Genomic DNA, 18,352 nt, shown 5'->3' with positions numbered 1-18,352 from the left:
ACCCTCCTCGGCGGCACGCCATCTAACCCCTTTGTACGGGGGTTGCACGGCACCGCACACGGGACGGGGACAGCATGCGCGAGATCAGCCGAAGGGGCCTGCTCGGGGCCGGGCTCGGTACCGCGGCGGCGATGGGAGTCGCCGGCTGCGGACTGGGCTCCGGGTCCGGTGACGGGAACGACGGGAAGGGCGGCGCGGGGCAGCCCGGGGGAGCAGGGGGTGACGGCACGTCATCCCCGTCCCCCGACAAGTCCGCCCGCCCTATAGGCGACGGTTCGACCGCCGACACCGGGAAGCAGCCGAACCAGCCCGACAAGCCCGTACCGCTCCAGCCGGGCCAGACCCCGCCGCAGTTCGTGGTGTTCTCCTGGGACGGTGCGGGTGAGGTCGGCAACGGCCTGTTCCCGCGTTTCCTGAAGCTCGCGCAGGACCATGACGCGGCGATGACCTTCTTCCTCTCGGGGATCTATCTGCTGCCCGAGTCGAAGAAAACCCTCTACAGGCCGCCGAACAACCCGGTCGGCGCTTCCGACATCGGCTATCTCACCGATGACCACGTAAAGGAGACCCTGAAGTACGTCCGCCAGGCCTGGCTCGACGGGCACGAGATAGGCACGCACTTCAACGGGCACTTCTGCGGCGGCTCCGGCTCGGTCGGGAACTGGACGCCCGCGCAGTGGCAGAACGAGATCGACCAGGCCGTGTCCTTCGTCACCGAATGGAGGACGAACAGCGGCTGGAAGGACATCGCCCCCCTGCCCTTCGACTACCGCAAGGAACTCGTCGGCGCTCGCACCCCCTGCCTCCTCGGCCAGGACAATCTGCTGCCGACCGCGAAGAAACTCGGCTGGCGATACGACGCCAGCTCGCCCGGCGGCCGTCAGATGTGGCCGGAGAAGCGGGGCGGGGTCTGGGACCTGCCGCTCCAGGCGGTTCCCTTCCCCGGGCACACCTTCGAGGTGCTCTCGATGGACTACAACATCCTCGCCAACCAGTCGCAGAATTCCACCAAGGGGAATCCGGAACGCTATCCGGGCTGGCGCAAGCAGGCCACCGAGGCGTACGTCAACGGATTCAACCGCGCCTACGAGTCGAATCGCGCGCCGTTCTTCATCGGAAACCACTTCGAGGAGTGGAACGGCGGCATCTATATGGACGCCGTCGAAGAGGCGCTCAAGGCGATGGCGGGAAAGAAGGACGTGCGTCTGGTGTCGTTCCGGCAGTTCTGTGACTGGCTGGACGTCCAGGACCCGAAGATCCTCGACCGGCTGCGGGGCCTGGAAGTCGGTCAGGCCCCGGCAGGGGGCTGGAAGGCCTTCCTGAAAGCCACCGCGTAAGAGCCTGCGGGAGTGTGCTCAAGCGCCCTTGACAAGGGGCGTTGCGGGCACGGAGGGGGGCGTGGAAGATCCCCTGAACGCCCATGCGAAACTTTTCACATGAGCCTTGTCCGCGCCCCTCGACGCATCCTTCTCGCCACCGGAGCAGGCGCCCTAGCCGCCGTGCTCACGCTGTCGGCGTGCAGTGGCGACCTGAACGGGAAGTCCGGCGGCGGTGACGACACGAACTTCGTGACCGGCACCGGCGGGATCTCCACCGTCGCGAAGGGCAAGCGGACGGCGGCGCCCGCGCTGACCGGCGAGGACCTCGCCGGGAAGCCGCTCGCCCTGGCCGACTACAAGGGCAAGATCACCGTGGTCAACACCTGGGGCTCCTGGTGCTCGCCCTGCCGCGGTGAGGCGGAGTACCTGGAGAAGGTCGCCAAGGAGACCAAGGGCAAAGGCGTCGAGTTCGTCGGCATCAACACCCGGGACGACGAGACCGGCCCCGCACGAGCCTTCGAGGAGGAATTCGGGGTCACCTACCCCAGCTTCCACGACCCCGACGGCAGGCTGATCCTGGAATTCCCCAAGGGCACTCTCAGCCCGCAGGCCATTCCGACCACGATCGTCCTCGACCGGGAGGGGAAGATCGCCGCGCGCGCCCTGCGTCCCCTGGACGACAAGGCGCTGCGCTCGATGATCGACCCGCTGGTCGCGGAGAAGTAGCGTGAACGAGACGGTCTACAGCGGTGCGCTGCTGCTCGCCCTTCCCATCGCCGTGCTGGGAGGGCTTGTCTCCTTCTTCTCCCCGTGCGTGCTGCCGCTCGTTCCCGGCTATCTCTCCTACGTGACCGGGGTCACGGGCGCCGACCTCGGAGAGGCCAGGAAGGGCCGGATGGCCGCCGGTGCGTCCCTGTTCGTGCTCGGCTTCACCGCGGTCTTCGTCTCCGGCGGGGCGCTGTTCGGCTACTTCGGTCACACCCTCCAGTCGTACCGCCAGACCCTCACCACCGTCCTCGGTGTGCTGATGATCCTCATGGGGATCTTCTTCATGGGTCTGATGCCCTTCATCACCCAGCGCGAGTTCCGTTTCCACAGGCGCCCGGCGACGGGCCTGGTCGGGGCGCCGCTGCTGGGTGTGCTGTTCGGCATCGGCTGGGCCCCGTGCATCGGCCCCACCCTCGCCTCGGTGACCGCGCTCGCGGCGGAACAGGGCAGCGCGGGCCGCGGGGCGCTGCTGACGGTCGCGTACTGCCTCGGGCTGGGGCTGCCGTTCATCCTCGCCGCCGTGGCCTTCCGCAAGGCGCTCGGTGCGTTCGCCTGGGTGAAGCGGCACTATGCCTGGGTGATGCGGATCGGCGGCGGCATGATGATCGTGACCGGTCTGCTGCTGCTGACAGGTGCGTGGGACACCCTGGTGCAGGAAATGCAGGGCTGGTCCAAAGGCTTCCAGGTGGGGATCTGATCGATGAGCAAGACCGACACGGCCGGCGAGAGCACCACCGGTCCGCAGGTCCCCGAGCAGGGAGCGCCTGACGTGCCCGAGCAGGAGGCTCGCGAGCAGGGTGACTCCGGCGATCTCGGCAAGGCCGGTGAGCAGCTCTCCACCGCCCCCCAGGAACGTGCCGTGCCCGGCTCCTTCGGCGGCCCGCGCACGCCGGGCGCCGCCGGTGCCATCGCCTGGACCTTCCGCGAGACCTTCGGGTGGGTGCGCTGGTTCTGGCGTCAGCTCACCTCGATGAGGATCGCGCTGATCCTGCTCTTCCTGCTCTCGCTCGGCGCCATCCCCGGCTCCCTCATCCCGCAGAGCAACGCGAACGAGCTGAAGGTCCGCACCTGGAAGGAGGCCCACGAGTTCTGGGCGCCGGTCTTCGACAAGCTCCAGCTCTTCGACGTCTACAGCTCGGTGTGGTTCTCCGCGATCTACATCCTGCTGTTCGTGTCCCTCATCGGGTGCATCGTGCCGCGCACCTGGCAGTTCGCCGGCCAGCTCCGCAGCCGCCCGCCGGGCGCCCCCAAGCGGCTCACCCGGCTCCCGGCCCACACGACCTGGCGCACCGACGCCGACCCGGAGGCGGTCCGCGAGGCCGCGCTCACGCTGCTGAAGAAGCGCCGCTTCCGCGCGCACATCGCGGGTGACGCGGTCGCCGCGGAGAAGGGCTATCTGCGCGAGGTCGGCAACCTCATCTTCCATGTGTCGCTGATCGTCATGCTGGTGGCCTTCGCCGTCGGACAGCTGTTCAAGTCCGAGGGCGGCAAGCTGATCACCGAGGGCAGGGGCTTCTCCAACACCCTCACCCAGTACGACGACTTCCGGTCCGGCACGCTGTTCGACGTGGACGAGCTGGTCCCGTTCAGCTTCACCCTGGACCGGTTCACGGGCACGTACGAGCCCAAGGGGCCGCAGCGGGGCACACCGCGCACCTTCGAGGCGGCCGTGACCTACACCGAGGGTGTCGGTGACGAGGAGCACAAGCGGATCATCCGGGTCAACGAGCCCCTGGAGATCGACGGCGCCAAGGTCTATCTGCTGTCCCACGGCTACGCCCCCGTGGTGACCGTCCGGGACGGCAAGGGCAAGCAGGTGTACCGGGGCGCCGTGCCGCTGCTGCCGGTCGACGGCAACGTCACCTCCACCGGCGTCATCAAGGTGCGGGACGGCTACCGGGACGCCAAGGGCAAGAAGGAGCAGCTGGGGTTCCCGGCGTTCTTCGTGCCGACGTACGCGGGCAAGGGCAAGGGCCAGATGTTCTCCCAGTTCCCGGCGCTGGTGTTCCCCGCGCTGAACCTGGGCGCGTACCACGGTGATCTGGGCGGCAACGGCGGAGCGCCGCAGAACGTGTACCAGCTGGACACCAACCGCATGACGCCCTTCAAGAACGCCCAGGGCGACGTGTTCAAGCAGACGCTGCTGCCCGGCGAGACGATGAAGCTGCCGAACGGAGCCGGCTCGGTCACCTTCGAGAAGGAGATCAAGGAGTGGGCCAGCTTCCAGGTCTCCCAGCAGCCCGGCAACGGCCTCGCCCTCGCGGGCGCCGTCGCCGCGATCGCCGGACTCGTCGGCTCGCTGTTCATCCAGCGGCGCCGGGTGTGGGTGCGTGCCGTGCGGGACGACTCCGGCACGGGGCTGACCGTCATCGAGATGGCGGGGCTCGGCCGCACCGAGTCGGCGAAGCTGCCGGAGGAACTGGCGGAGCTGGCCGCGTTGCTGCACACTCAGGCGCCGACCGCGGCCGGGCCCGCCGGACCCGGACCCGCTGCCCCTGACGCCGGATCTCGACCTGCTGAGGCCGAATCCGAGCCCGAAGCCGAACCCCAAGCCGAAGCCAAGCCTGCCGAAGGGGCTGACAAGTGACGCTTGCCGCCGCCACCAACGAGAGCCTCGCGGAGTTCAGCAACGGGCTGATCTACTCCTCGATGGCCGTCTACACACTGGCCTTCCTCGCGCACATCGCCGAGTGGGTCTTCGGCAGCCGCAGCAAGGTCGGCCGTACCGCCGCCGCGCTGACCACCCCGCGGGCGGCCGCCTACGCACCCGCGGTCCACGTCGCCCAGCAGGGCGGCGGCACCACCGTCCTTGAGCGCCCCAAGGTCGTCACCCGTACGACGGCCGGACAGCGCGACGTCCCGGACGGCCCAGGCGCCGCCGGCGGCACCGTCCAGGGCGACCTCTACGGACGGATCGCCGTCTCGCTGACGGTCCTCGCCTTCCTGGTCGAAGCGGTCGGTGTGACCACCCGCGCGATGTCGGTGCAGCGGGCCCCCTGGGGCAACATGTACGAGTTCTCCACCACCTTCTCCACGGTGGCGGTGGGCGCGTACCTCGGCTTCCTGCTGGCGAGGAAGAACGTCCGCTGGATCGGGCTGCCGCTGGTGACCACGGTCCTGCTCGACCTCGGCATCGCCGTCACCTGGCTCTACACCGAGAGCGACCAGCTCGTCCCCGCGCTCCACTCGTACTGGCTGTGGATCCACGTCTCGACCGCGATCTTCTGCGGAGCGGTCTTCTACCTGGGCTTCGTAGCGACGCTGCTCTACCTCTTCCGCGACACGTACGAGAACAAGCTGGCGACCGGCGGCAACCCGGGCTCCTTCGCCCGCTCGGTGCTGGAGCGGCTGCCGTCGGCCGCGAGCCTGGACAAGTTCGCGTACCGCGTGAACGCGGCGGTCTTCCCGCTGTGGACCTTCACGATCATCGCCGGGGCGATCTGGGCCGGCGACGCATGGGGTCGCTACTGGGGCTGGGACGCCAAGGAGGTCTGGTCGTTCATCACCTGGGTGGCGTACGCGGCGTATCTGCACGCCCGTGCCACCGCCGGCTGGAAGGGCCGCAAGGCCGCGTATGTCGCGCTGATCGCCTTCGCCTGCTTCCTCTTCAACTACTACGGCGTCAACCTCTTCGTGAACAGCCTCCACGGCTACGCGGGCGTCTGACGGCCCCAGATCCGGTCGCGGCGGTCGGCCGGGTGGGCGACACGCGGTAGCGGCCACGGGCCGCGCGCGCGACGCTGGTGCCATGAGCGAACCGATCCCTCATGGCACCAGCGAGACCCGCGAAGGCGACGACGGCACGCCGACCCACGTCCTGCACTTCGTGCTGCGGCTGCCCCACCCCGTCGTACGGGTCTGGGCCGCCGTGGCGAGCCCGGAGGGCCTGCCGCAGTGGCTGGCCAACGCCGACCTGCTGGAAACGCACCTGGGAGGCGGAGTGCGGCTCCGCTGGCTCAACGCCCCCAACGACACCGAGGCGACCGTCGCCACGGGACGCGTGACCGCCTGGGACATGGAGTCCGTCGCCGAGTACACCGTCGAACCGCACGGCCGGATCCGCTTCCACATGGAACCGGCGCCCGCGGACTCCCTGGCGACCGTGCTGCGCTTCACCAACGAGTTCACCGGGGACGACGAGCAGCGCCTGGACGAGCTGGCCGGCTGGCACCAGCACTTCGAGTACCTCGAGCGGGCCCTCGACGGCCATCCCGCCGGCTGGGGCAGCGGGACCCCGGACCGTTTCCGCGAGCTGCGCGCCGAGTACGTCAGCCGGCCGTGATCGCGTCCAGCCGGGCCCGCAGATAGGCGTGGGAGTCGATACCCCGGACATCCGTGCCCGGGTCGCACTCGTAGAAGTACACGAGCGACATCAGCTCCTCCGTGGGTACGTCGGCCGGCGGAGGCAGCACCCGGTGGCGTCCCGAACACCAGCGGCCGTCCGTCCAGCGGGCCATCAGATCCCCGATGTTGACGGTCAGCGAACCGGGCACCCAGGGGGCGTCCTGCCAGCCGCCCGCGTCCGTGAACACCTGGAGCCCGCCCTTGCCGGTCTGGCGGTCGAGCACGGTGACCGTGCCGAAGTCTGTGTGCGGACCGATACGGAACTGGCCCGCTTCCGGCTCCCCGACGGTGTCCCGGCCCGGATACCAGTTGATGTTGAAGCCCCAGGTGGGATGGCGGGTGTGCCGGGTGAAGAAGTCCCCGGGACCGCCGAGCGCGGCACCGAGCAGCCCGAGCAGCCGGTCCGACAGCTCCCGCATCTGCCGCAGATACGCCTCCACGGCCGGCCTGAGCGCGGGTACCTCACGCGGCCAGGTGTTGGGCAGGAACCACTCGGCGTCCACCACGGGCACCCCGGTCGGCTCGTCCGCCGCGAAGGACAGCGACTCCTTGAGGTCGGGCGGCGTCGCCGTGCCCTCGGCGTAGGCGTTGGCCTCCGCACCCGGCCCGAGCCAGCCGCGACCGCCGACCTTCACCGCGTACGGCTCCTTCGCCGCCGGCGGCAGCCGGAAGAAGCCGCGCGCCAGCTCCCGGATCCGTCCCGCCAGCGCCGCGTCCACACCGTGGTGGGTGACGAGCAGGAAGCCCGCGGTGCGCAGGGCGGCGTCGACGGTGGCGGCGGTCCTGGCGCGGGCCGCCGGGTCCCCGGAGAGCCATGGCTCCAGGTCGATGACCGGGATCACCTCACCGGTGCCGTCAGCTGTCATGCGTCATCGCCGATGTCCTCGCTCCACAGCTCGGGGTGCGTGCCGATGAACTCGCGCATCAGGGCCGTACACGCCGGATCGTTCAGCACCGTCACCTCTACCCCGTGCGCGGCGAGCCAGCCCTGGGCGCCGGGGAAGGTCTCCGCCTCGCCGATCACTACCCGCGAGATCCCGAACTGCCGGACGAGACCCGCGCAGTACCAGCAGGGCGAGAGCGTGGTGACCATCGTCGTGCCGCGGTACGAGCGCCGACGCCCCGCCGCCCGGAACGCGGCGGTCTCCGCGTGCAGAGAGGGATCACCGTCCTGGACGCGGCGGTTGCGCCCGCGCCCGAGGAGGTCGCCGTCCGGGCCGTAGAGGGCCGCGCCGATCGGGATGCCGCCTTCGGCGAGGCCCGTACGGGCCTCGCCGAGCGCGGTGGCCAGCCAGTGCCTTGCCTGCTCCGGGTCCATGCCCCCACTGTCCCGTGCGGGGCGGGCCGGGCGCGAGAGCGACGCGGGTTCAGGCGGTCAGGCGATCAGAGGTCAGGCGATCCAGCGGGCAACGGGGCCGGGCGGTCAGGCCTGGCCACCGCCGGGCTCGCCGCCGTCCCGCCTGCGCTCCTGCTCGTGAGTGCTCTCCTCGCCTCGCGTCTGCTCCTCATCGCGTCCCTGGTCCTGCTCCTGGTCCTGCTCGCGGTCCTTCGCCTCGCGGTTCTCGTCACCGAGCGACTTCAGGAACTCCGGGTTGTCGTCCGGAGCCACCCAACCGCCGCGCTGTGCGGGCCGACGCGCCGACCGGTCCTTGCCCGCGATCAGCCACGAGATCGAACCGACGAGCGGGAAGAGCAGCACGAGGATCGCCCAGAGCGGTTTGGGGATGTACCTGATCTCCTTCTCGTCCGTGGAGATGCAGTCGATGAAGGCGTAGATGCTGAGCGCCAGCGGCACCAAGAACATCAGCACCCGAAGCATTGGCAGCCCCCTGCGTGCGGAGATCGGGGCCGTACGAGCGGCCCCCGTGACGGTTCCAGCCTAGCGAGTGGCAGATACTGGACGGCATGGCTTACGACGATCTTCGCTCGCTGCTGCGCGCACTCGAGCGCGAGGGCGACCTCAAGCGCATCAAGGCCGAAGTCGACCCCTATCTGGAAGTCGGGGAGATCGTCGACCGGGTCCAGAAGTCCGGCGGCCCCGCCCTGCTCTTCGAGAACGTGCGCGGCTCCGCCATGCCGCTGGCGATGAACGTGTACGGGACGGACCGCCGCCTCCTCAAGGCGCTGGGCCTGAAGTCCTACGACGACATCAGCGGGAAGATCGGCGGACTGCTGAAGCCCGAGCTGCCGCACGGCTTCATGGGTGTGCGCGAGGCGTTCGGGAAGCTCGGCGCCATGACCCACGTACCGCCGAAGAAGGTCAAAGACGCGCCGGTGCAGGAGGTCGTCCTGCGCGGTGACGAGGTCGATCTGGAGCAGCTGCCCGCGCTGTTCACCTGGCCCGATGACGGCGGCTCCTTCTTCAACCTGGGCCTGACGCACACCAAGGACCCCGAGACCGGGATCCGCAATCTCGGGCTCTACCGCCTCCAGCGCCACGACAAGCGCACCATCGGCATGCACTGGCAGATCCACAAGGACAGCCGCAACCACTACCAGGTGGCGGCACGGCGCGGCGAGAAGCTGCCGGTCGCGATCGCCTTCGGCTGCCCGCCCGCCGTGACCTACGCCTCGACGGCCCCGCTGCCCGGCGACATCGACGAGTACCTCTTCGCGGGCTTCCTCCAGGGCAAGAGGATCGAGATGGTCGACTGCAAGACCGTCCCGCTCCAGGTCCCGGCCAACGCCGAGGTCGTCATCGAGGGCTGGCTCGAGCCGGGCGAGATGCTTCCCGAGGGCCCGTTCGGCGACCACACCGGCTTCTACACCCCGCAGGAGCCCTTCCCGGCACTGACCATCGACTGTGTGACGATGCGGCGGCGCCCGCTGCTCCAGTCGATCGTGGTCGGCCGCCCGCCGACCGAGGACGGCCCGCTGGGCCGGGCGACCGAGCGCTTCTTCCTGCCGCTCCTGAAGATCATCGTGCCGGACATCGTGGACTACCACCTGCCCGAGTCGGGCGGCTTCCACAACTGCGCGATCGTCTCGATCGACAAGAAGTACCCGAAGCACGCCCAGAAGGTGATGCACGCCATCTGGGGCGCGCACATGATGTCGCTGACCAAGCTGATCGTGGTCGTGGACTCCGACTGCGACGTGCACGACCTGCACGAGGTGTCCTGGCGGGCCCTCGGCAACACGGACTACGCCCGCGACCTGACGGTCGTGGAGGGCCCGGTGGACCACCTGGACCACTCCTCCTACCAGCAGTTCTGGGGCGGCAAGGCGGGTATCGACGCGACGAAGAAGTGGCCCGAGGAGGGCTACACCCGGGACGGCGGCTGGCCTGAGATGGTGCTCTCCGACCCGGACACGGCGGCGCTGGTCGACCGCCGCTGGAAGGAGTACGGCCTGTGAGCGCTTCGGCCGCGGCGGTCCCGGGTCCCGGCCGCACCAAGGCGTTCCTGCGCCTGGTGATGATCGAGCACTCCGTCTTCGCACTGCCCTTCGCGTACATCGCCGCGCTGACGGCGATGTTCCAGCTCGACGGGCGCGTCGACTGGGTGACGCTGCTCCTGGTCACCGTGTGCATGGTGGGCCTGCGTACGTTCGCGATGGCCTGCAACAGGATCATCGACCGTGAGATCGACGCCCGTAACCCTCGCACGGCGAACCGTGAACTGGTCACGGGCGCCGTGTCGGTACGGTCCGCCTGGACCGGCGCGGGCATCGCCCTGGTGGTGTTCCTGGGGGCCGCCGCCCTGCTCAACCCGCTGTGCCTGGCGCTCGCGCCGCTCGCGGTGATCCCGATGGTGGTCTACCCGTACGGGAAGCGCTTCACGAACTTCCCGCACGCCATCCTCGGCATCGCCCAGGCCATAGGTCCGGTCGGGGCGTGGCTCGCGGTCACCGGCTCCTGGTCCTGGGACCCGGTCATCCTCGGCCTCGCGGTCGGTGTCTGGATCGGCGGATTCGACCTGATCTTCGCCTGCCAGGACGTCCAGGCCGACCGCGCCCACGGCGTGAAGTCGTTCCCGGCCCGTTTCGGCATCCCGGCGGCGCTGTGGGGGGCGCGGGTCTGCCACGCCGTCACGACGGGTCTGCTGGTCTGGTATGCGCTGGCCACGGGCGCCGGGCTGTTCTTCTGGGCGGGGCTGGTGGTCGTCGCGGTGGCGTTCGTCTACGAGCACACGATCGTGACGCCGCATGACCTGTCCCGGCTGAACAGGGCGTTCTTCACCGTCAACGGCTTCATCGGGATTGCCCTCTTCGTGTGTGCGCTGATCGATCTGGTCGTTCGGGGTCTCACCCTGTAGCTACCGTGCGGCCAACCGCCGAGCCCATGCCCGGGGGGACCGACGTGACCGCTTCGGAGATTCGACGATCTCCGTCCGGTGGCCCGGGGCCATGCCCTCGAGCCCGGTGAGCTGGAAGGGCAGACGGTCGGGGCATCGCTGTATTCGTGGAGCACTGCCCGTCAACAGGCGATGGGGCCACGGATTGACGCTCACCGTCAACGTTCCCAAGCTGGTAGGAGGGGGTGGGGAAGGGAGCGGGTCGTGAGTGGTGGGCGCAGCGAACTTCCCCGGCTGCTGACGGCAGCGGAGACGGCGGCTCCGGTAGAGGCCGTCGACGTGGTCGCAGAGGACCTGCGGCGGCGTTTCAAGGCTGCGAAGGTCTCTTTCCTCATCGTGGACCTGACGGGGAAGGCTGTGGCTCGGCTGTCCACCGCCGGCGCCGTGGAGGGCGAGCGGGAAGCTGAGCGGATCCCCCTCTTGGGCAGTGTCTACGAGCAGGTGATCCGTACCCAGCGGCTGTATCAGGAGGCGAGCGGCCAGGAACAGCGGGTGATCGCGCCGGTCACCAACCGGGGGGATGCCATCGGGCTGCTGGAAGTGCTCCTGCCGGCCGAACCCGGAGAGGACGTCCTCGACGAGATCGGGGAAGCCGCCCACATCCTGGCCTACATCGTGATCGCCAACGGGCGCTTCACCGACCTCTACACCTGGGGCAAACGTTCCAGGCCTCCCACCCTGGCCGCAGAGATCCAGTACCAGCTGCTGCCCATGTCACTGTCGTGCGAGGCCGCGCAGTTCACGCTGTGCGGGAGCCTGGAACCCTCCGAAGACCTCAGCGGCGACACCTTCGACTACGCCCTGGACCGCGACACCCTGCACCTGTCGGTAACCGACCCCATGGGCCACCACATCGACGCCGCCTTGGCCGCCACGGTCCTGGTGGGCGCCCTGCGTGGCGCCCGCCGCGCAGGAGCCGACCTGGCCGAGCAAGCCCACCGTGCCGACCAGGCTCTGGCCGACCACGGACACGGTCACGCCACCGGGCAGCTGGTGCGCATCAACCTCCACACCGGGCGGGCCCAGCTCGTCAACGCCGGCCACCCCTGGCCGCTGCGCATGCGCGACGGGGCTGTGGAAACGATCACCTGCCAGGTGGACCATCCCTTCGGGCTGCCCGTGCCCGTGCCACACCCCTACCGCGTTCAGGAAATCCATCTGCGCCCCGGCGACCGTCTCATCATGTACACCGACGGCATGCTCGAACGGCATGCTGAGCAGGTCGACCTGCCCGCCATGGTGGAGCGCACGCGGGGCCTGCACCCGCGGGAGACCGCGCTGATGCTGACGTCCGCGGTCCTGGACGCCGCCGGCCGCCGGCTCGAGGACGATGCCACCGTGATGTGCCTGGACTGGCACGGTCCCCAGGAGACCCAGCGGCACGTCAGCTCCGGCGCTGACACTCGGCAAGCGTCAGCCGGCCGCACGAAGCCGTAGCCGTGACCAGGGCGCTCTCCTGGACGCTGTCAGGCGTCACGCTGCCGCGGTCCGGTTGCCCCAGGGCGCCCTCTACGCCGTGAGTTCCGCGGCTCCCGCCCCCGCTCGCCGCCTGCGGAAGAGGAACGCCGCCGTCACCCCGCCCAGCAGCCCGAACAGGTGCGCCTGCCAGCTGACCCCGCTGTCGACGGGGAGCACGCCCCACAGGATCGAGCCGTAGAGCGCGGCCACCGCCAGCCCGATCAGCACATCACGCAGGCTGTGGTCGACGAAGCCCCGCGCCAGCACATAGCCGAAGAGCCCGAAGACCACGCCCGAGGCGCCCAGGGTGACCGAGTCGGGCGGGGAGGTCAGCCAGACGCCGACGCCCGAGGCCACGACGACGGTGAGGACGATCCCGGCGAAGCGGCCCACGCCGGCCCCCATCGCGGCGAGGAACCCGAGCACGAGCAGCGGCAGGCTGTTGGCGGCGACATGGCCGAAGCCGGCGTGGAGGAACGCGGCGGGAACGATGTCGGCCAGCTCCGACGGTTCGCGCGGGGTGACCCCGTAGCCGTCGAGCGCATGGCCCGTCGCGAAGTCGACGAGCTCGAGCACCCACAGCAGGGCCACCCAGCCGAGCATCAGCACGGCGGCCATGGCGGCACGGCCGGTCCAGGCCGGTCGCGCGGATCCTGCGGACCCCGCGGATCCCGGCGTTCCGGTGGGCATTACTGCCATAACGGCCCCCCTGCGGTTCCTGTGTCTCCCCCCGGGAACGTCCGGGGCACCTTACTCAGTTCCGCCACCATGTGGCCGGATAGGCTCGATGCCATGAATGACGCCAACCGCATCCCGTGGGTCGTCGGGGTCTCCGGAGCCTCGGGCACCCCGTACGCGGCAGCCGTGCTGCGGGGGCTGCTCGACGCGGGCGAGAGCGTGGATCTGGTGGTGTCGCGCGCGTCGCGGCTCACCCTTCTGGACGAGACGGGGATCGCCTTCCGTGACGCGCACTGGCGGGACGATCTGCGCGAGTGGCTGACCCGTGGAGCGGACGGCAAGCCCGGCACGTTCACGGTGGACGACGCTGCTGTGGCGGACGTACGCCACTGGGCGGCCGGGGACCTCGCGGCCGGGCCGTCCTCCGGGTCGTACCCGGTCAAGGGGATGCTGATCGTGCCGGCATCCACGGCGTGCGTCGCGGGCGTGGCGCTCGGGCTCTCGAAGGACCTGCTCCAGCGCACGGCGAGCGTGACGCTGAAGGAGCGCCGCAAGCTGGTGGTCGCGCTGCGGGAGACCCCGCTGAACGGGCAGACCCTCAGGCATCTGGTGACGCTGGACGAGGCGGGCGCAGTGGTGCTGCCCGCCTCTCCGGCGTTCTACGCGGGCGCGACGCACATCCAGGATCTGGTGGACTTCGTCGCGGGGCGGGTGCTGGACGCGGCAGGGGTGCCGCACCGGCTGTACCGCCGTTGGGAAGGGGAGCTGGGGGGTGCCCAGTCCCGCAGTGACTAGCCGGGTGGTCGAGGACTAGCGCTTCTTGGCCGCGCGGCGGGCGAGGCGGACCGAGCCCCGGTCGATGCGGTACGCAGCGGCAGGCTGGTGGGCACGCGAGCGGTTGGCCAGCTCCTGAAGCTGCCTCATGTGGGCGTGGGCCATCTCGATCGTGTACACGGTGTGTGTCATCTCCTGTATGGATCGTTTTTGATCGTTTGAAAGATTCACAGGGTGTCGGCCCTGTGTGCCTTAGATTCTACACGTAAACTTGCGGTATCGCTGAATAATGGAAGGCTCAGGCATATGGACGCCGTGGATAGGCAGCTCATCCAGGCTCTGCGCGAGAACGGCAGGGCTTCGTACGCCGAGCTCGGCCGACTCGTGGGACTCTCCGGTCCCTCCGTCACCGACCGCATCAACCGCCTGGAAGCGGCCGGTGTGATCACCGGCTACCGGGCGACCGTCGACTCCGCATCGCTCGGTCTCGGCGTCACGGCGCTCGTCGGCATCTCGCTCTCCGACGCCGTCGACCACGAGGACGTGGCGCGCCGGCTGCGCGACCTCGCGGAGATCGAGGACTGCTGGTTCATCGCGGGCGACGACTCGTACATGCTCAAGGTCCGCGCCGGGGACGTCGACGGCCTGGAGAAGACCATCCGCCGGCTGTCCGGGACGAAGGGCGTCTCGCGTACGCGCACCACGATCGTGCTCTCAACGAAGTGGGAGAACCGGGTCGGGGAGCTGCCCGAGCAGCCCTAGGCGTAACGTGGGTGAGGCCTCCGGGGGTGGTCCGGGGGGCGTCCTTCAGGGGACGCATCAGGACTCAGACTCAGGACTCGGCGACGAGGCCAGGACAAGTGGGAGGCGGCCGCATGGATGCGGGGCTCAAGCGCGAGCTGGAGGAGAAGGTCCGGACCGGCGAGCGGCTGAGCCGCGAGGACGGTATCGCCCTCTACGAGTCGGACGACCTGGCCTGGCTCGGCGGCCTCGCCCACGAGGTGCGCACGCGCAAGAACGGTGACGTGGTCCACTTCAACGTCAACCGCCACCTCAACATGACCAACGTGTGCACCGCGTCGTGCGCCTACTGCTCGTTCCAGCGCAAGCCGGGCGAGAAGGACGCGTACACCATGCGCATCGAGGAGGCCGTGCGCCTCGCCCGGACGATGGAGAGCGAGAACCTCACCGAGCTCCACATCGTCAACGGCCTCCACCCCAACCTGCCGTGGCGCTATTACCCGCGCTCGCTCAGCGAGCTGAAGAAGGCGCTGCCGAACGTCTCGCTGAAGGCCTTCACCGCCACCGAGATCCACCACTTCGAGACGATCTCGGGTCTGAGTGCGAGCGAGATCCTGGACGAGCTGATCGACGCCGGTCTGGAGTCGCTGACCGGCGGCGGCGCGGAGATCTTCGACTGGGAGGTCCGCCAGCACATCGTGGACCACCGCACCCACTGGGAGGACTGGTCCCGCATCCACCGCCTCGCGCACGAGAAGGGCCTCAAGACCCCGTGCACGATGCTGTACGGGCACATCGAGGAGCCCCGCCACCGCGTGGACCACGTGCTGCGGCTGCGGGAACTCCAGGACGAGACCGGTGGCTTCCAGGTCTTCATCCCCCTGCGCTACCAGCACGACTTCGTGGACGTGAAGGACGGCAAGGTCCGCAACACCCTCCAGGCGCGCACGACCATGGCGACCGGCGCCGAGGCGCTGAAGACCTTCGCCGTCTCCCGGCTGCTGTTCGACAACGTCCAGCACGTCAAGGTGTTCTGGGTGATGCACGGTGTGCAGACCGCCCAGCTCGCGCTCCAGCACGGTGCGGACGACATGGACGGCTCGGTGGTCGAGTACAAGATCACCCATGACGCCGACAACTACGGCACGCCCAACAAGCTCACCCGGGACGATCTGCTGGATCTGATCCGGGACGCCGGTTTCCGGCCGGTGGAGCGGAACACGCGCTACGAGATCATCCGCGAGTACCCGGGCCCGGACGAGGGCCGCCGCGAGTCGCCGCAGCCGATGCGGGTCTGAATCCTCTCGGGCGCCGGACTCCTCAGGAGCCGGCGCCCGCCCCTCGCGGGACTGCGAGCAGGGTCACACACCCCCACAAGCGGGACACTCAGGGCCGGTTGTTACCGTCGACCGCATGGCCCTCTCCTTCCGGCTCGACCCGCCCATCGACCCCGCCCTGCGGGACGGTGTGCTCGCGCTCTGGACCGAGGTGTCCAACGCGGGCGGCGCGGTCGGATTCGTGCCGCCGGTGACGGTGGAGGACATCAGGTCCGAGTGGCTCAAGCACCTGACGGGACTGGCCGAAGGGCAGAAGCGGCTCCTCGTCGGGTACGACGAGGACGGGCAGCTCGCCGCCGCCGTGTTCCTCGCCCACAACACGCACCGCCTGATGCGGCACTGGGTCTGGCTGTACACCGTGATGGTCCACCCGCGCCACCAGGGCAGGGGATACGGCCGCGACCTCCTCGACGCGGCGGCCGACGCTGCCCGTACCCTCGATGGCATAGAGGCCGTACGCCTCAGCTGCCGCGGTGGGACGGGACTGGAGAACTTCTACGCCTCCTGCGGCTACAAGGAGGTCGGACGGGTGCCGGGTGCGATTCGGGTCGCCGACGGCGACGACCGCGAAGAGATCACGATGCTGCTCCCCCTGAACTGATCATCACCACTGATCACACAGAAAGGCCCAACCGCCGTGTCCGACAGCAAGATCAGCCCCGCACTCCGGTACACGCTGATGCGTCTCGGCATCTTCGCCGGCTGCTTCTTCGCCCTGTGGGGCCTGGTGTACCTGAGGGTCCTGCCGCGCGGACTCGGCGACTCCAACCTGCTGTGGGTGCTCGTCCTCGCCGTGGTGATCTCGGCGCCGCTGAGCTTCGTGCTGCTGCGCAAGCAGCGCGAAGCGATGGCGGAACAGATCGCGGTGAAGGTCGACCGGGCGAAGTCCCGCCTCGAGTCGAACCGTTCCCAGGAGGACGGCGCCGCGTAGCCGCGTAAGCTTCCTCACACCTCCTTCCTGTGCCCTGCGGCAGGAGCGTTCGCTCCTGCCGCAGGGCACAGGCGTGTTGGGCCCGGAACCACCTGCCGTTGTCTCAAAGAGATGCTTTGAGCTCCTCAAAGTTCAAGTGTTAACGTAATCGCATGACGACAGCAGTGCGCCTTCACGCAGCCATGAGCACCCCGCTCGTGGCGCGCCTGCACGTCGATCTCTGCCGCTGTATGTCCGCGGTCTGTTGCCGCTCCATCTGACCCGGCATCACAGCGGCGCCGCCCTGTTCCCCAGGCACGTGCGCCGCACCCCAGTCCCCCGTATTCACCCGATACGCCTCACCGGAGTGTGTCCGTGTCCGCGAACTCCGCGACGCCCACCCCTGCCCGCCGCCGCATACCCGGCATACCCTCGATCCCGTTCTGGGCGCAGATCGTCACCGGTCTCGTCCTCGGGGCCCTGCTCGGCTGGCTCGCCCGCAGCCAGGACATCAGCTGGCTGCACACCACCCTCGGCCAGATCGGCGACATCTTCGTCCAGCTGCTGAAGCTGGCCGTCGCCCCGCTCGTCTTCTTCGCGATCCTGGTCTCGATCACCAACCTCCGCAAGGTCAACAACGCCGCCCGGCTGGCCGGCCGCACCCTGCTCTGGTTCATGATCACCTCGCTGATCGCCGTCGCGATCGGCCTCGCCATCGGCCTGCTCACCGACCCCGGCGCGGGCACCGGACTCACCCCCAAGGACGGCGCGAAGCCCGACCACGCCGGCTCCTGGATCGACTTCCTGACCGGAATCGTCCCGACCGACGTCGTGACCCCCTTCACCGAGCTGAACGTCCTCCAGATCGTCTTCATGGCCGCCGTCGCCGGTATCGCGGCCCTCAAGCTCGGCGACCGCGCCAAGCCCGTGCTCGCCCTGAGCGAAGCCGTCCTGGAGCTGCTCCAGAAGGCCCTGTGGTGGGTCATCCGCCTCGCCCCGCTCGGCACCGTCGGCCTCATCGGCTACGCGATCGCCGACTACGGCTGGGACCTCATCGGCAAGTACGCCACCTTCACCGCCGACGTCTACATCGGCTGCGCCATCGTGCTGTTCGGCGTCTACCCGCTGCTACTCGCGACGGTCGCCAAGCTCAACCCGCTCCAGTTCTACAAGGGCGCCTGGCCGGCCATCCAGCTGGCCTTCGTGTCCCGCTCCTCGGTCGGCACCATGCCGGTCACCCAGAAGTCCACCGAGCGCCTCGGCGTCCCCAAGGAGTACACCTCCTTCGCGGTCCCCTTCGGCGCGACCACCAAGATGGACGGCTGCGCCGCGATCTACCCGGCCCTGGCCGCGATCTTCATCGCCCAGATCTTCGACGTGCAGCTCGGCATCCAGGACTACCTCCTGATCGCCTTCGTCTCCGTCGTCGGCTCCGCCGCCACCGCCGGCCTCACCGGCGCCACGGTCATGCTGACCCTCACCCTCTCCACCCTGGGCCTCCCCCTGGAGGGCGTCGGCCTCCTCCTGGCCATCGACCCGGTCCTCGACATGATGCGCACCGCCACGAACGTCGCGGGCCAGGCCCTGGTCCCGGTCATCGTCGCGGCCCGCGAGAAGATCCTCGACCTGGACGCCTACAACTCCGCCTCGGCCTCCCCGGTCGACGAGCCCGAGCCGGAGCCGCGCGGCACCGACGAGGCAGGTGCGGTACCGGCTGCGGCGTAAGGC

The 18,352-nt window shown here is 69.4% G+C and carries 20 protein-coding genes; 15 read left to right on the top strand and 5 right to left on the bottom strand.

Annotated elements, in window-relative coordinates:
- Positions 1-74 precede the first annotated feature (74 nt).
- From ABZ532_RS17530 to ABZ532_RS17505, 6 genes are all read left to right on the top strand, one after another.
- Positions 75-1,337, top strand: a complete 1,263-nt coding sequence (locus ABZ532_RS17530; protein WP_361283572.1) for a hypothetical protein — start codon at positions 75-77, stop codon at positions 1,335-1,337.
- 99 nt (positions 1,338-1,436) lie between these two features.
- Positions 1,437-2,045, top strand: coding sequence for a TlpA disulfide reductase family protein (locus ABZ532_RS17525; RefSeq protein WP_361283569.1), 609 nt, complete (start codon positions 1,437-1,439; stop codon positions 2,043-2,045).
- 1 nt (position 2,046) lies between these two features.
- Entirely contained in the window at positions 2,047-2,784 is a 738-nt protein-coding gene (locus ABZ532_RS17520) for a cytochrome c biogenesis protein CcdA (protein ID WP_361283566.1), read from the top strand.
- Positions 2,785-2,787: 3 nt separating this feature from the next.
- On the top strand, positions 2,788-4,674 hold the full coding sequence (locus ABZ532_RS17515; protein WP_361283563.1) for a cytochrome c biogenesis protein ResB: 1,887 nt from the start codon (positions 2,788-2,790) through the stop codon (positions 4,672-4,674).
- Complete coding sequence (ccsB, locus tag ABZ532_RS17510; protein WP_361283560.1) at positions 4,671-5,753, top strand: c-type cytochrome biogenesis protein CcsB; 1,083 nt, start codon at positions 4,671-4,673, stop codon at positions 5,751-5,753. Before ABZ532_RS17515 ends, ccsB begins: the two co-directional genes overlap by 4 nt.
- An 82-nt stretch (positions 5,754-5,835) precedes the next feature.
- On the top strand, positions 5,836-6,369 hold the full coding sequence (locus tag ABZ532_RS17505) for an SRPBCC domain-containing protein (protein ID WP_361283557.1): 534 nt from the start codon (positions 5,836-5,838) through the stop codon (positions 6,367-6,369).
- Here the strand turns inward: ABZ532_RS17505 and ABZ532_RS17500 are convergent.
- The 3 genes from ABZ532_RS17500 to ABZ532_RS17490 all read right to left on the bottom strand — a co-directional run bounded on the left by ABZ532_RS17500 (position 6,356) and on the right by ABZ532_RS17490 (position 8,250).
- The gene (locus tag ABZ532_RS17500; RefSeq protein WP_361283554.1) at positions 6,356-7,297 is read right to left on the bottom strand and encodes a 2-oxoglutarate and iron-dependent oxygenase domain-containing protein; all 942 of its coding nucleotides are present in this window, start codon (positions 7,295-7,297) and stop codon (positions 6,356-6,358) included. The two genes, ABZ532_RS17505 and ABZ532_RS17500, sit on opposite strands and share 14 nt — an antisense overlap.
- Positions 7,294-7,749, bottom strand: a complete 456-nt coding sequence (locus ABZ532_RS17495) for a deaminase (protein WP_361283551.1) — start codon at positions 7,747-7,749, stop codon at positions 7,294-7,296. Before ABZ532_RS17495 ends, ABZ532_RS17500 begins: the two co-directional genes overlap by 4 nt.
- A gap of 105 nt (positions 7,750-7,854) precedes the next feature.
- Positions 7,855-8,250, bottom strand: coding sequence for a PLD nuclease N-terminal domain-containing protein (locus tag ABZ532_RS17490; protein WP_361283548.1), 396 nt, complete (start codon positions 8,248-8,250; stop codon positions 7,855-7,857).
- Positions 8,251-8,336: 86 nt separating this feature from the next.
- Between ABZ532_RS17490 and ABZ532_RS17485 the strand changes: the two genes are divergently transcribed.
- From ABZ532_RS17485 to ABZ532_RS17475, 3 genes are all read left to right on the top strand, one after another.
- Positions 8,337-9,788: a menaquinone biosynthesis decarboxylase gene (locus ABZ532_RS17485; protein WP_361283545.1), complete on the top strand. Its 1,452-nt coding sequence runs from the start codon at positions 8,337-8,339 to the stop codon at positions 9,786-9,788.
- Positions 9,785-10,687: a menaquinone biosynthesis prenyltransferase MqnP gene (mqnP, locus tag ABZ532_RS17480; protein WP_361283542.1), complete on the top strand. Its 903-nt coding sequence runs from the start codon at positions 9,785-9,787 to the stop codon at positions 10,685-10,687. Before ABZ532_RS17485 ends, mqnP begins: the two co-directional genes overlap by 4 nt.
- A gap of 243 nt (positions 10,688-10,930) precedes the next feature.
- Positions 10,931-12,163: a PP2C family protein-serine/threonine phosphatase gene (locus ABZ532_RS17475; protein ID WP_361283539.1), complete on the top strand. Its 1,233-nt coding sequence runs from the start codon at positions 10,931-10,933 to the stop codon at positions 12,161-12,163.
- 72 nt (positions 12,164-12,235) lie between these two features.
- Here the strand turns inward: ABZ532_RS17475 and ABZ532_RS17470 are convergent, their stop codons facing one another.
- Positions 12,236-12,802 carry a rhomboid family intramembrane serine protease gene (locus tag ABZ532_RS17470; RefSeq protein WP_361283717.1) on the bottom strand — a complete coding sequence of 189 codons (567 nt, stop codon included), beginning with the start codon at positions 12,800-12,802 and terminating at the stop codon, positions 12,236-12,238.
- A 174-nt stretch (positions 12,803-12,976) separates the two neighbouring features.
- On the opposite strand from ABZ532_RS17470, the gene ABZ532_RS17465 reads away from it, so the two are divergent.
- Positions 12,977-13,657, top strand: a complete 681-nt coding sequence (locus ABZ532_RS17465) for a UbiX family flavin prenyltransferase (protein ID WP_361283536.1) — start codon at positions 12,977-12,979, stop codon at positions 13,655-13,657.
- 15 nt (positions 13,658-13,672) lie between these two features.
- Here ABZ532_RS17465 and ABZ532_RS17460 read toward each other — a convergent pair whose 3' ends face one another.
- Positions 13,673-13,828: a hypothetical protein gene (locus ABZ532_RS17460; protein WP_361283533.1), complete on the bottom strand. Its 156-nt coding sequence runs from the start codon at positions 13,826-13,828 to the stop codon at positions 13,673-13,675.
- A gap of 114 nt (positions 13,829-13,942) precedes the next feature.
- Here ABZ532_RS17460 and ABZ532_RS17455 point away from each other — a divergent pair, with 114 nt between their 5' ends.
- The 5 genes from ABZ532_RS17455 to ABZ532_RS17435 all read left to right on the top strand — a co-directional run bounded on the left by ABZ532_RS17455 (position 13,943) and on the right by ABZ532_RS17435 (position 18,349).
- Positions 13,943-14,398 carry an Lrp/AsnC family transcriptional regulator gene (locus ABZ532_RS17455; RefSeq protein ID WP_361283530.1) on the top strand — a complete coding sequence of 152 codons (456 nt, stop codon included), beginning with the start codon at positions 13,943-13,945 and terminating at the stop codon, positions 14,396-14,398.
- A 113-nt stretch (positions 14,399-14,511) separates the two neighbouring features.
- Complete coding sequence (gene mqnE, locus ABZ532_RS17450) at positions 14,512-15,675, top strand: aminofutalosine synthase MqnE (protein WP_361283527.1); 1,164 nt, start codon at positions 14,512-14,514, stop codon at positions 15,673-15,675.
- A gap of 115 nt (positions 15,676-15,790) precedes the next feature.
- Positions 15,791-16,315, top strand: coding sequence for a GNAT family N-acetyltransferase (locus tag ABZ532_RS17445; protein ID WP_361283525.1), 525 nt, complete (start codon positions 15,791-15,793; stop codon positions 16,313-16,315).
- Positions 16,316-16,351: 36 nt separating this feature from the next.
- On the top strand, positions 16,352-16,645 hold the full coding sequence (locus tag ABZ532_RS17440) for a DUF4229 domain-containing protein (RefSeq protein ID WP_361283523.1): 294 nt from the start codon (positions 16,352-16,354) through the stop codon (positions 16,643-16,645).
- A gap of 354 nt (positions 16,646-16,999) precedes the next feature.
- On the top strand, positions 17,000-18,349 hold the full coding sequence (locus ABZ532_RS17435; RefSeq protein WP_361283521.1) for a dicarboxylate/amino acid:cation symporter: 1,350 nt from the start codon (positions 17,000-17,002) through the stop codon (positions 18,347-18,349).
- The last annotated feature ends 3 nt before the right edge of the window (positions 18,350-18,352 follow it).

Source organism: Streptomyces sp. NPDC019396 (assembly GCF_040632375.1).
Classification (GTDB): Bacteria; Actinomycetota; Actinomycetes; order Streptomycetales; family Streptomycetaceae; genus Streptomyces.
The sequence above is the reverse complement of the archived record's forward strand: the minus strand, read 5'-3'. Positions and strand labels throughout refer to the sequence as shown.

Bases quoted from the DNA above. Each gene is read 5' to 3' on its own strand.
- ABZ532_RS17460 (WP_361283533.1), bottom strand. From the start codon at position 13,828: ATGACACACACCGTGTACACGATCGAGATGGCCCACGCCCACATGAGG.
- ABZ532_RS17505 (WP_361283557.1), top strand. From the start codon at position 5,836: ATGAGCGAACCGATCCCTCATGGCACCAGCGAGACCCGCGAAGGCGAC.
- ABZ532_RS17485 (WP_361283545.1), top strand. From the start codon at position 8,337: ATGGCTTACGACGATCTTCGCTCGCTGCTGCGCGCACTCGAGCGCGAG.
- ABZ532_RS17465 (WP_361283536.1), top strand. From the start codon at position 12,977: ATGAATGACGCCAACCGCATCCCGTGGGTCGTCGGGGTCTCCGGAGCC.
- ABZ532_RS17490 (WP_361283548.1), bottom strand. From the start codon at position 8,250: ATGCTTCGGGTGCTGATGTTCTTGGTGCCGCTGGCGCTCAGCATCTAC.
- ABZ532_RS17500 (WP_361283554.1), bottom strand. From the start codon at position 7,297: ATGACAGCTGACGGCACCGGTGAGGTGATCCCGGTCATCGACCTGGAG.
- ABZ532_RS17515 (WP_361283563.1), top strand. From the start codon at position 2,788: ATGAGCAAGACCGACACGGCCGGCGAGAGCACCACCGGTCCGCAGGTC.
- ABZ532_RS17525 (WP_361283569.1), top strand. From the start codon at position 1,437: ATGAGCCTTGTCCGCGCCCCTCGACGCATCCTTCTCGCCACCGGAGCA.
- mqnE (WP_361283527.1), top strand. From the start codon at position 14,512: ATGGATGCGGGGCTCAAGCGCGAGCTGGAGGAGAAGGTCCGGACCGGC.
- ABZ532_RS17445 (WP_361283525.1), top strand. From the start codon at position 15,791: ATGGCCCTCTCCTTCCGGCTCGACCCGCCCATCGACCCCGCCCTGCGG.
- ABZ532_RS17470 (WP_361283717.1), bottom strand. From the start codon at position 12,802: ATGGCCGCCGTGCTGATGCTCGGCTGGGTGGCCCTGCTGTGGGTGCTC.
- ABZ532_RS17495 (WP_361283551.1), bottom strand. From the start codon at position 7,749: ATGGACCCGGAGCAGGCAAGGCACTGGCTGGCCACCGCGCTCGGCGAG.
- ABZ532_RS17530 (WP_361283572.1), top strand. From the start codon at position 75: ATGCGCGAGATCAGCCGAAGGGGCCTGCTCGGGGCCGGGCTCGGTACC.
- ABZ532_RS17455 (WP_361283530.1), top strand. From the start codon at position 13,943: ATGGACGCCGTGGATAGGCAGCTCATCCAGGCTCTGCGCGAGAACGGC.